Raw genomic sequence first — 12,420 nt, 5'->3', positions numbered from 1 at the left:
TATTTTGGATAAGGAATAAGAAATGACTGAGACTGTAAGCAAAGCCGTCGCTCGCGTGGTGCGCGCCCCTCACGGCAGCGAATTGCACTGTGCCAACTGGCTGATTGAAGCCGCTTACCGCATGATCCAAAACAACCTCGACCCAGACGTAGCTGAGCGTCCAGAAGATCTGGTGGTCTATGGTGGGATTGGCAAGGCGGCACGCAACTGGGAATGTTTCGAACAAATTCTGCGCTCGCTCAAGGCGCTCCAGCCAGAAGAGACGTTGCTGGTGCAGTCCGGCAAGCCGGTCGGGGTGTTCCGCACCCATGCCGACGCTCCGCGGGTGCTGATCGCTAACTCGAACCTGGTGCCCCACTGGGCCAACTGGGACCACTTTCATGAGCTGGATAAGGCCGGTCTGATGATGTACGGCCAGATGACCGCCGGTTCGTGGATCTACATCGGCGCGCAAGGCATTGTGCAGGGAACCTATGAAACGTTTGTCGAAGCCGGCCGTCAGCATTACCACGACGACCTGCGTGGCAAATGGATCCTGACTGCCGGTCTGGGCGGCATGGGCGGTGCTCAGCCGCTGGCTGGTGTACTGGCTGGCGCTTCGGTACTGGCGGTGGAATGCCAGGAATCGCGCATCGATTTCCGTCTGCGAACCCGTTATCTGGATTACAAAGCCTACGCTCTCGACGACGCTCTGCAAATGATCGCTGAAGCTAACCAGGCACAGCGCGCTATTTCGGTCGGCTTACTGGGCAATGCGGCTGAAGTGCTGCCGGAGCTGGTCAAGCGCGCCAAAGCTGGCGGTATGAAACCCGATATTGTCACCGATCAAACCTCTGCGCATGACCCGATCAACGGCTATCTGCCGATCGGCTGGACGCTGGATCAGTGGGCCCGGTTGCGTACCGAGGATCCACAGGCAGTGAATAAAGCCGCACGCGCCTCCATGGCGGTACATGTTCAGGCGATGCTCGACTTTTGCCATATGGGCATTCCAACCGTCGACTACGGTAACAACATTCGGCAGGTGGCGCTGGACGAAGGCATCAGCGATGCCTTCGATTTTCCCGGCTTCGTGCCCGCTTATATCCGTCCGTTGTTCTGTGAAGGTAAGGGGCCGTTCCGCTGGGTCGCCCTGTCCGGCGATCCGGAAGATATTTACAAGACGGATGCCAAACTCAAAGAGCTGTTCCCGGACAACAAGAATCTGCACCGCTGGTTAGATATGGCGCGCGAACGCATCGCCTTCCAGGGGTTGCCAGCCCGTATCTGCTGGCTGGGTCTTGGCGAACGTCATCTGGCTGGGCTGGCATTCAATGAAATGGTACGTAATGGCGAACTGAAAGCACCGATCGTTATCGGCCGCGACCACCTGGACTGCGGCTCGGTGGCCTCGCCCAACCGCGAAACCGAGTCGATGAAAGACGGATCTGACGCCGTATCCGACTGGCCGCTACTCAACGCGCTGCTCAGCACTGCCGGTGGCGCCACCTGGGTTAGCCTGCATCATGGCGGCGGCGTGGGCATGGGCTTCTCACAGCATGCCGGTCTGGTGATCGTCTGTGATGGCACCGAACAGGCTGACACCCGTCTGGGTCGCGTGCTGTGGAACGACCCCGCTACTGGCGTAATGCGCCACGCCGATGCAGGCTATGACAGCGCCGTAGCCTGCGCCCATGCGCACGACCTGAATCTGCCGATGGTGAAGTAATACCTGACAGACCGTTGACAAACTTACGTATAGCGTCGGAACGGTGATAATGAGAAAGAGGCGTAAAGCATCCGCGCCAGGAATGACACGGTTTGAGCTTACAGGGAGAGACTTGCAGCGCCTTTACGATCTTCTCATTATCGCCGCTATATAGACGTTGTCATCAAACGCGTCTGAAATTATCGCTGCCCCTCCACGCGATTCAATCTGGAGACCATTATGTCCGAGCAGTTGATTAATACGTTGGTTCGTAAGGAAGCACGACAGTTGGGTGCCTACAACGCCGGGCTGTCCGATGAAGCAGTTCGTGCCCGCTACAACGTGGATACCATTGCGCGTCTGGCCAGTAATGAAAACCCGCTGGGAGCCAGTCCACAGGTGATAAACGCGTTGCAGGAGAGTGCCCGCCTCAGCGCCATTTACCCGGACCCCAGCAGCCAGCAGCTACGCGAGGCATTGGCGCAGACCAATGACGTAGACGCCAACCGGGTGATTATCGGCAACGGATCGGAAGACCTGCTCAAGCTCCTGTGTCTGGCCTTCGTTAACCCTGGTGACCGGGTAGTGACACTGCTACCGTCGTTCGGCCTGCATCTGATTTACCCACAGATGATGGGAGCCAATGTCACTGGTGTACCGGTCAATGCCCAGATGGCATTTGATGTCGCGGCCTGGCAACAAGCATTGCAGACTCCGGCTAAAATGGTCATGTTCAGCAACCCATCCAACCCGGTCGGCTGCATGCTGGACCGCGACGGCTTCCAGCGCCTGATTGACAGTGCGCCACAAGATTGTCTGCTGGTAATCGATGAGGCCTATTACGAATATTGCGCACAGTTGGATGACTATCCCGATAGCCTGACAGTGCTGCAACACCAAGCACGGCCATGGATCGTACTGCGTACTTTTTCCAAAGCTTATGGTCTGGCGGGGCTACGTGTTGGCTATGGGCTGGCCAGCGATCCCGCGCTGGTCGATATTCTCAATCGGGTGCGCACGCCATTCAATATCAACCGTGCCGCCCAGGCAGCGGCTATCGTCGCCCTGCACGACAACGACCACACCGCACGCAGCGTAGCCCACGTCAACGCTCAGCGTACCTGGTTGGCAGATCAATTGACCCAACTCCGGTTGCAGGTGGTGCCGTCAAGCGCCAACTTCCTGTTCTTCCGTACGGAGGGAGATAGCGCCGCGCTGGCACAGCGGTTACTGCCATTTGGCGTGATTGTCAAACCCTGGCTGGAGCCGGGTTACACCCATTGGATCCGCGTCTCGGTGGGCAGCGCGGCCGACAATCAACGTTTCATCAGTGCACTCAGGCAGGTACTATGATCTTAAATCTCGACGACTTTCGGACGCAGGCCCGGCGGGCACTGCCTGGATTCGCGTTCAGTTATGTGGATGGCGGGGCGGATGATGAACGCACGCTGGCGCATAACCGAACCGTGTTCGAACGCTGGCAATTCGTGCCACCAGTGCTCAAGGACTGTAGCCAGCGGGATCTGAGCATAATTCTGGGCCGGGAAACGTTGCGCGCCCCCTTGCTCATCGCCCCTACTGGCTATAACGGCATGCTACGTCATCAGGCTGATCTGATGCTGGCACGTGCCGCACGCCGTGCTGGCATCAGCCTGATCCAAAGCACCGTCTCCACCGCCTCGCTGGAAGAGGTAGCGGCCGACGGTCAGGGCCATCATTGGTTTCAACTATATGTCCTCAAAGATCGCCGCGTAACCGTCGATCTGCTCACCCGCGCTCGCGCCGCCGGTTGCACCACTCTGGTGGTATCGGTGGACGCGGTACATTTCGGCAATCGGGAACGAGACAAACGCCACTACCGGCGGCCGATGAAACTGTCGTTGCGCAGCTTGCTCGACGTGGCGCGTCGGCCAGGCTGGGTCTGGCGTACCTTAAAACCACAGGGTATGCCGGGCTTCGGCAACCTAAAACCCTACCTGCCACCACAATACCAACGTGGTGTCGGCGGAGCAGCCTATTTTGCCGAGCAGATGGACACGACCCTCAACTGGGAAACACTAGGTTGGCTGCGTCAGCAATGGCAGGGAGATCTATTGATCAAAGGGATCATGACAGTGGGGGATGCGCGTCAGGCGATGACGCTGGGGGCGGATGGCGTCGTGTTATCCAACCACGGTGGCCGTCAGTTGGACGGGAGCATCAGCCCGATGCTGGTACTGTCGGACATCCGCCACGCGCTGGGTGAGCAGGCGATAATTCTCATTGACAGTGGTTTCCGCCGCGGTACCGATGTCGTCAAGGCGCTGGCGTTGGGTGCCAACGCCGTACTGCTGGGACGCCCTTTGCTGTATGCGGTGGCTGCTGCCGGTGAAGCCGGTGCGCATCAGGCGTTATCCATCCTGTACGCTGAAATCGATCGCACGCTGGCGCAGCTAGGTTGCAGTTGCATCAATGAGCTGGGCCCGCATCTGCTACGGGAAAACCTCCCGACACTACGCTGAAGCGGCGTGGGTCCCTCACTGCCATACCAAACCGGTCGTATATGGCCGGTTCAGATCGCCGCCAGATATCCCCCATCGATATACAGTACCTGACCGGTTATATAGCGCGCCGCATCGGAGCACAGAAAAATTACCGCACCAACCAGATCGTCCAGCTCACCGAAACGTCCTTGCGGAATCTTTTGCAGCATCGCCTCGCACCACTGGGTATCCTGATAGAACACTGCGGTTAGATCGGTGCTGAAATAACCAGGTCCGATACCATTAACCCGGATACCGTCACGCGCCCACTCAGTGCTCAGGGTGTGGGTCAGCCCCACCAGTCCCGACTTCGACGCGCCGTAAGCCGCTGCGCCCGGCACACCCACCTGACTGGTCAGCGAACACAGATTGATGATCGAACCGCCGCTATTTTTCATCATAAACCGGGCGGCAGCCTGAGCCGTAAAAAAAGCGCCCTTCAGGTTGGTGTCAACAATGCGCTGCCATAACGCCTCATCCAGATCCAGTGACGGACATACCTGCTCGGTGCCCGCATTGTTAATCAGAATATCCGGGGCAACGTCCAGTGCGGCAAACACCGACGAAATCTGCGCGGTGTTTGCCACATCCAGCAATACGCCCTGCGCACCGGCATCCACCTGACGCAGGTGCGACAGCGCCGCTGACAGGCTGTCTTGATCGCGTCCGGTGATGGTCACCATAGCACCCGCCTCAGCCAGTCCTAGTGCTAGCGCATGGCCAATACCACGCGTGCCGCCGGTCACCAGCGCATGCCGGCCCTGTAACGAAAAAGTCTGCATCCGCGCATTCATGGCCGGATCACCGGTTTAAGATAGGGACTCTTGCCCTTGATAAGGTGGTCATAAGTCTGAGGCACCGCGTCCAGCGAGATTGACGGCGCCACCAATCCCCACAGCCGCACCTGCCCTGCCGCGATGGCCGGCTCGGCAACCGACTCCACGCGTAGATCGCCAATGCCGTATAATCGTACCGCCTTCATACTTCGCTCCTTAAATCAGTTGCTGCAACCACTGATTGAACGCGTCATCGCCCTCGCTGCCGAGCATCACAGCCAGAGACAGACCTAGCGGCGAGCTGACCGACGTATGCCCACTGCCTCCGTCGGCTCGCAAATCCAACACCAGCATCGGACAGCAGAATAACGCCAGCCGCACGATGCGCTGCCAGTGCCGGGGTAACCAACCACGCGCCTTCAGCTCGCGCAGCAGAGGACGCCAGTAACGCTCGCCCTTACTATTGAGGAAAGCGGCGCGCAGTGGCGTCAGTTGCCAGTCGTGCCGCACCTCAAGGGTATCGCCGCGCCGTTTAACACTGAGCTGATAACAATCCGTCGCCTGCGCGGGTTCGTATAGCCAGTGCGGATGGGCAAAAATATTGTGGAAAGTGGCCTTAACCTCCGCCAACAGCGCTGGAATATGGCTGCCAGCAAACGCCGGGTCGAAACTCACCAATTGTGGCTGATCAGCATGGGTATCGAACCACACATTCGCATTATGGGCATCACCGTGCGCCACCACCACGCCGTGGTTGGCCAGACTTCCCGGCGCCAGCACCACCGCTGCCTCCAAAAACAGTTGGCGTAACGTATGACCATAACGCACACCGTTGATTTCCCATTGCAAATTGCTCAACGTTTGCCAACTGAGCGATTCGTCGCCCAGTTTAAAGGTTTGATCCACATAGAACTGTTTGACACGACCACCGAGTCCCGGCGTATCGCCAGGGGACATCAACCGATGATAGAACAATTGATGAATCGGTTCCGTCACCACGTCGGCGGCCTGTCCAGGTCGCAAGGTTGGCAGGGTAAGGGCCAGGATTTCGGCGTCGGCACGCTGTTGTGCACCCACCACAGCGCCCATACCATCCCAGTCGCCGCTCAGCTCGATATCACGGCACACGTCCGCCAACCGACGATCGTTGCGTAACTGATACAATAAAATTTGCCGTCCCGGCTCACCACAGGCATACAGCGGTACATCCACCCGGAAACCGTGATCACGCAGCAACCCAGCACGGTAATACTCCTCAATGGTATGGTCTTCACCCTCTTCATGGTGGTATTTGAAGAACAGTGTGCGATCATCCGCCAGCGTGACACGGCCGTTCAGTGAATTCAAACTGTACTGGTCGCGGTTAATCTCCAGATGACGAGCAGGTATGCCGACGACTTCCCCAATCAACTGACACAGCTTGTCACTCGCCGGTTGCCATTTTCCAGCACGCGCCAGTGTCCGGGCTTGCGCGGCCAGTGGTTCTCGGCAGGCCTCAGGCATTGTTTTTTCCTTCCAGTAGTCGCTTGCGTACATCGGAAACTGCCAGCGCATGTCCCGGGAAGCCTTCGTATTCGGCGAAACGCTTGGCCTTGACGGCCAGTGGGTCATAGCCCGCGGCGGTGACATAACCGATGGAGATGCGTTTCATGTAATCAAACACTGACAGCGGCCCGGCCGTTTTAGCCGCGCCGTTGGTGGGCAGTACCGCGTTAGGGCCCAACACAAAGTTACCTAAGGTGATCGGAGTATAATTGCCCAACAAGATCTCACCGGCATTGCGAATCTTCGTCATCACCGCCATTGGCTCGGCGGCCAGGATTTCCAAATGCTCTGGGGCATACTGGTTAACGAACTCCACTGCGGTGGCAAAATCACGGGTCAGCACCACGCCGCCGTGATCGCCGCCCAGGACCTTCTGCGAGAACTCGGCGCGTTTTTCGGTCTGCTGCGCCCAGTAACCGGGCAAAGCGGCGATGGCCTGCTCCGCCACGCGGCGGCTGGAGGTCACCAGATAAGCGGATGAGTCAGGACCGTGTTCCGATTCAATCAGTAAATCGAGTGCCGCCAATGCGCCATCTACGCTGTCGTCCGCCAGAATCAGACTTTCGCTTGGGCCGGCTGGCACACCCGGATCCAGCAGGTGGGTCAGTTGACGCTTGGCTGCCACGACCCATGGGCTGCCTGGACCGACGATTTTCAGACACTTTGGTACGCTCTGGGTGCCGTAAGCCACTGCCGCCACGCCCTGAGCGCCACCACATTTGTAAATTTCCGTGATACCCACCAGACGCGCTGCCACCAGAGTCGCGTCATCGACCTTACCGTCCGGTCCCGGCGGGGTAATAACAATAGCGCGCGGAACACCGGCCACCACGGCCGGCACCGCCGTCATTACCAACACGCTAGGGAATGAGCCTTTGCCGCGCGGCACATAACAGGCCACTGCGTCGATCGGCACATGGCGATCGCCAGCAAAGGCTCCTGGCTGCATTTCCTTGAGCCACATCTCTTCCGGTTTCTGAGCCTCGTGAAAAGCACGCACGTTTTCCACCGCAAAGCGGATCGATTCGATCACTTCCGGGTCCATGCGCGCGAAAGCGTCGTCGAACTCGCTTTCTTCAGCACGGATAGCGAAATGTTCCGGCTGCACGCCATCGAATTCACGGGCGAAACGGATCAGCGCCGCATCACCTTCCTGCTGTACCGCGGCAATAATCGGCACTACGCGTTCGGTGAAGAATGACAGATCGGATTCAGTACGTTTGAACAGTTCGGCGGGCAGCGTATCTGACGCCGACAGATCATGAAAAGTTACAGCCATCTTCATTTCCTTTATTCATTAGCCAGTGCCGGATGGCGTATGCGATCCAGAACACGATGCTGTAGGTCAATAAATTCAGCCTCTCGGCTTAATGCCTCTACGCGTGGGCGCGGCAAGCCGACATCGAAAGTCGTCTCTATAACGCCTTGTCCCATCACCACTATACGATCAGACAACCACACAGCCTCCTCAATATCGTGGGTGACGAACATCACTGTCAGACGGTGCTTTTCCCAGATTTCAATCAACAGTTGCTGCATCTGGTGACGCGTCATGGCGTCCAGCGCACCGAACGGCTCGTCCATCAGCAGGATCTTCGGACGATAAGACAGCGCACGCGCAATCGCCACGCGCTGCTTCATGCCACCGGACAGCTCGCCGGGCCAACGGTCGCCGGCGTTGTCGAGTTTCACCAGTTCCAGGTGCTGCTGAGCGATATCACGGCACTGACTGGCGGGGATGCCAGCCGCCTTGAGGGCGAATTCAATATTCTGACGCGCGGTCAGCCAGGGCAGCAAGGTGTAGGACTGGAACACCACACCACGATCAATACCGGGACCAGTAATCGACTGCCCATCCACCAGCACGTCGCCGCTGTCGAACTCTTCCAGCCCGGCGGCGATGGACAGCAACGTGCTTTTGCCGCAACCCGAGGCACCGACAATCGACACGAACTCGTTATCATGCAGGGTCAGGTCGATACCGTGCAGCACGCGGCGGCGCATTTTGCCCAACGGAAAACTTTTTTCCAGCGTTTGCAGGGTTAAGGTAGCCATCAGGAACGCCTCCGGTTATAGCGGAACAGCACGCGCTCAGCGGCGCGCATCAGTTGGTCGGTAATAAGCCCGAGGAAACCGAGCAACAGGATATAGCCGATGATCGTGTCGGTCTGGAAATAGCGCTGCGACACCACAATGCGGTAGCCCAGTCCGGAAGTTGAAGCCACCAGCTCGGCCAGCACCAACCAGGTCCAGGCCCAACCCAGACTGATACGCAGGGCATCCCAAATACCGGGTAATGCAGCCGGCAACACAATACGATACAAGATCTTGCGATCCGGCATGCCCAGCGTGCGGCCCAGACCAATAAAGTCGATGGGCACCCGTTTGACTGCATCAATCATCATCAGCACCTGCTGGAAGAAGGTACCAATCCAGATCACCAGGAACTTTTGGATATCATCGGTGCCGGTCCACAGAATCGTCAGCGGCACAAAGGCTACCACCGGCATATATCGGATAAAGTCCACCAGCGGTTCGACGATAGCCTTGAACAGACCGTAGCAACCCGCTAACACACCGATGACGATAGACATCACCGACGAAATGGCAAAGGCGATCACAATGCGGTACAGGCTACTTTTCACATCCCCCCACAGTGTCCCATCAGCCGCGAGGCCGGCAATACGCCACCAGACGCGATCCAGACCAGGTAGAAAAATGGCTGGGATCGCACCGTTACGGGTGGCCAGCCACCAGCTCAGCAACAGCAGTACAAACACTGCCACGGCGATAGTCAGAAATTGCGTGCGTGTAGGTTCCTTACCGATGGTCATCAGGCTCCAACGACGACGGCGCGGTTTGTCTGGCATGCTGACGCTCTCCAGCTTTAACGAACTCATACTGCCTCCGAACACAGCCGGTTATTACGCCTCCCGGCGGAGGACATCAGGACGAGGAACGTTCATGGCGACGTCCCCGCCAACTCTCCCCGCAGAGGAAAGAGAACGTGGAAACAGTAACGATCACTCAGCGTTAACAAAACTGGCGTTAATCGCCTCTTTCGGCGTAATAGCTCGGGTTACGATACCCGCATCGGTAGCCGCTTTAAGTACATGGGGGAAGGTTTTGTTCGAGAACTCGTGGCTCAATTGCTGCTTGTTCTCGGCCAGGGTGTAATATTTGATACCGTTAAAAGCGGTACGAAGGTCTTCCGGCGTGGAGCCGACCGCCTTGGCAATCACCGCACGATCGGCAGTAGTATTAGCCTGATAATGCGTCACTGCCTCGCCCCAGGTCTTAATCAGAGCCGCAATCTGACCGGGTCGGTTCTTGATCATATCATCACGCACGACCAATACGTCGCTGATCAGACCCGGATCGTTTTTCCCGCTGTAGAGCATTTTCACGCTCGGGTCAGCTTTCATTGCTACCGACAGATAAGGTTCGTAGGTCACCGCTACCGGTACACGTTTGGCAATCAGCGAGCTACCGGCAGACGCGGCTGGCATCGGCACTGGCTTGATGTCACGGAGCGACATCCCGACTGAGGACAGGGCGCTACGCAGCAAAATATCGCTGGTGGTGCCTTCTTCATAAGCCACCCGCTTACCTTTCAAATCCTTCAGGGTTTTCACGTCCTTGGACACCAGCATGGCATCGGCAGTCTGGCTCTGATCTAGCAACAGGACAATTTTCACGGGCAAACCGGCGGAAATCATGCCCATCGCGGTATGGGTCGCAATACTGGCGGCATCGATCTGGCCGCTGGCTAGCGCCGCGTTAATATCCTTGTCTTCAGCAAAGTTGATGATATCGACTTTTTCCAGACCGTTTTTCTTATACAGGTTCTGAGCGGCGGCAACATGCCACTGGCCATAACCCAGCCAGGGCTCCACACCTAATTTCAACTCACCAGATTCTGGCGCTGGCGCCGCCAGGGAAGTGGTGGACGCTAGTACGCCAAGACAGCAAGCAGCAGCGAGTGAAAATTTTATGGTACGCAAAGAAAGCATATCGATTTCCTTCTGGTGAAGTTAAGCAAGTTTCAAGTTGTCGTCTGTCTATTAAGTCATTGTCTGTCTATGTATATACAAGTATATGCAATATAAATGCCAATCTCTCAACATACATACTTCGCGCTTTACACCACCATAGGCAGGGGCTTCGTTTCATCGTCATGGGTAGCAGACTGGCTCAATGTGGTGCAGGGTGGCGATTCTTTGCACCATAACTGCTCGCGTTTTGAGCATAACCGAACGAACCGGGGCAATGAGAAGGGCCTTAACCTCTGTCGTAGTGCTTGAGCGAGTTTATTAAAATTATCGGCACAGGCGGAAAACGCTATCCAGAAGGGGGACGTTACAATTACTGCGTTTACGTTATTGCATACGATGGTGTGAAAAAACGCTGATAGAAAGAAGTAAAAGCACCGTATTTTCTTTGATGAAAGAGGCGATGACATCATCAAAATCCACCTTTAGTGGTCAAAGAAAACACAAACTATAGAATAAATTAAAATTTTCTAATATAGTATCGATCGTTTATACAGATCAATAATCTTTTATTGATAGTTTTCAACTATATTGTAGCTATCATCGATCGGTACAAGTGATTTGCCTTTAGCGGAAAGTCTGTCATAAATACAAGCAGCCATATTCATCACAGGCACATGATTTATATATAAATTTATCTGGCTCACTATTGTGTCAGTTGCAGATCAGTTACAGGCGCGATACAGGATCTTTTTCGCCTTCATCAGGGATATCTTACGACAGTAATAAATAAATCAGTTCCTGCCCCCGATATTGTGCAGGAAATGAGACGAGTATGGCTGTTTTACACGCTAAATAATTCAGTTGCAGGAACCCGGCAAACGAAGGGATCCCGATGAGCTTACTCAAGTTAGTGATTCGGGTGGCAACGTTGCCGGGAGCAGAGTTGTACGCGACTTGACAAGGCCCTCGCACAACCAACAGATTTTGCTACAAATTCAGAATAAGCATATCGGGTGAACTGAAATGCGAGGATAAATTCAGGCTCTGTTAACGGATCTCATTGACATACATGACGTTCCTGGTAATGAAACGGTGATGGGCCAGAATCACTGGCAGTGCGCTCTGATCAAAAGAGATTTCATCAATGGCCAGTATCGCCTGAGGCGATTGCAACTCCAGCAATCGACAATCTTCTTCACTGGCCAGTTCAGCGGTGATCTGCTCACGCACCGCCGCCACTCGAATATCGTACTGATCCATCAAAAACCGGTAGAGCAATGACGGCACTTGATCTTCATGCGGAAAATCGGGCAGGCGCGCTTCAGGCAGCACAATAGTTTCATGCATGGCGGGTACACCATCTATTTTTCTCAGCCTTTTTAGGTAGATAACCGTGTCACCTGGTTGCAGCTTCAGTTTTTCCACTTCTTGTTCACTGGCGAGTGCTTGGTGGTAATCCAGCAGGATCGTTTGTGAATTGAGCAAACGACCATCTTTGCCATGAAGGCGGAAATAGCGAAAGAAGTGACTCAAATTGTGCAACGGTGCCCATCCTGTGACCACCGTGCCCGTTTTACGGCGGCGCATCAGCATCCCTTCGGTGGTCAAGGCGGCCAGCGCTTTGCGAATCGTCCCCACAGAAACCCCAAAATCGACCGCCAGAGCATTTTCACTGGGCAGTACCGTACCGGCAGCCAGCTCCCCCACCAGTATTGATTCACTGATATAGCGCTTCACCACTTCATAGCGCGGGGCACCTTCAAACTCCTCAAGACGACTAAAAACCACTGCATCCTGTCCGTCAGATCTTTTCATTATCATGAATGATTACCTGTTGACCATCTCGCTTATCTGCATTATCTATAAACTATATAGAAATACAACTCAGTGAACAT

11 protein-coding genes are annotated in these 12,420 nt (G+C 55.7%); 3 read left to right on the top strand and 8 right to left on the bottom strand.

What is annotated here, in order from left to right:
* The first annotated feature begins 22 nt into the window (after positions 1-22).
* The 3 genes from hutU to RS889_RS05185 all read left to right on the top strand — a co-directional run bounded on the left by hutU (position 23) and on the right by RS889_RS05185 (position 4,188).
* Positions 23-1,708 (top strand): urocanate hydratase, encoded by a 1,686-nt coding sequence (gene hutU / locus RS889_RS05195; protein ID WP_315709627.1) that lies wholly within the window; start codon positions 23-25, stop codon positions 1,706-1,708.
* Between the two features lie 219 nt (positions 1,709-1,927).
* Entirely contained in the window at positions 1,928-3,040 is a 1,113-nt protein-coding gene (hisC, locus tag RS889_RS05190; protein ID WP_315709626.1) for a histidinol-phosphate transaminase, read from the top strand.
* Positions 3,037-4,188, top strand: coding sequence for an alpha-hydroxy acid oxidase (locus RS889_RS05185; RefSeq protein ID WP_315709625.1), 1,152 nt, complete (start codon positions 3,037-3,039; stop codon positions 4,186-4,188). Before hisC ends, RS889_RS05185 begins: the two co-directional genes overlap by 4 nt.
* A 50-nt stretch (positions 4,189-4,238) precedes the next feature.
* On the opposite strand, the gene RS889_RS05180 is transcribed toward RS889_RS05185, so the two are convergent.
* The 8 genes from RS889_RS05180 to RS889_RS05145 all read right to left on the bottom strand — a co-directional run bounded on the left by RS889_RS05180 (position 4,239) and on the right by RS889_RS05145 (position 12,346).
* Positions 4,239-5,003: an SDR family NAD(P)-dependent oxidoreductase gene (locus tag RS889_RS05180; RefSeq protein WP_315709623.1), complete on the bottom strand. Its 765-nt coding sequence runs from the start codon at positions 5,001-5,003 to the stop codon at positions 4,239-4,241.
* Positions 5,000-5,191, bottom strand: coding sequence for a hypothetical protein (locus RS889_RS05175; protein WP_315709622.1), 192 nt, complete (start codon positions 5,189-5,191; stop codon positions 5,000-5,002). Before RS889_RS05175 ends, RS889_RS05180 begins: the two co-directional genes overlap by 4 nt.
* A 10-nt stretch (positions 5,192-5,201) precedes the next feature.
* The gene (locus tag RS889_RS05170; RefSeq protein ID WP_315709620.1) at positions 5,202-6,488 is read right to left on the bottom strand and encodes a hypothetical protein; all 1,287 of its coding nucleotides are present in this window, start codon (positions 6,486-6,488) and stop codon (positions 5,202-5,204) included.
* Positions 6,481-7,815, bottom strand: coding sequence for a histidinol dehydrogenase (hisD, locus tag RS889_RS05165; RefSeq protein ID WP_037382493.1), 1,335 nt, complete (start codon positions 7,813-7,815; stop codon positions 6,481-6,483). Before hisD ends, RS889_RS05170 begins: the two co-directional genes overlap by 8 nt.
* 5 nt (positions 7,816-7,820) lie before the next feature.
* Entirely contained in the window at positions 7,821-8,585 is a 765-nt protein-coding gene (locus RS889_RS05160) for an ABC transporter ATP-binding protein (RefSeq protein ID WP_315709618.1), read from the bottom strand.
* Entirely contained in the window at positions 8,585-9,430 is an 846-nt protein-coding gene (locus RS889_RS05155) for an ABC transporter permease (RefSeq protein ID WP_021017364.1), read from the bottom strand. Before RS889_RS05155 ends, RS889_RS05160 begins: the two co-directional genes overlap by 1 nt.
* A gap of 123 nt (positions 9,431-9,553) precedes the next feature.
* Positions 9,554-10,543, bottom strand: a complete 990-nt coding sequence (locus RS889_RS05150) for an ABC transporter substrate-binding protein (RefSeq protein WP_315709615.1) — start codon at positions 10,541-10,543, stop codon at positions 9,554-9,556.
* A 1,029-nt stretch (positions 10,544-11,572) separates the two neighbouring features.
* Positions 11,573-12,346 (bottom strand): GntR family transcriptional regulator, encoded by a 774-nt coding sequence (locus RS889_RS05145; RefSeq protein ID WP_315709613.1) that lies wholly within the window; start codon positions 12,344-12,346, stop codon positions 11,573-11,575.
* Positions 12,347-12,420 lie beyond the last annotated feature (74 nt).

This window comes from Brenneria uluponensis, assembly GCF_032395385.1.
In the GTDB taxonomy this organism is placed as follows: domain Bacteria; phylum Pseudomonadota; class Gammaproteobacteria; order Enterobacterales; family Enterobacteriaceae; genus Prodigiosinella; species Prodigiosinella aquatilis.
This window is presented reverse-complemented; position numbering and strand designations above follow the sequence as displayed.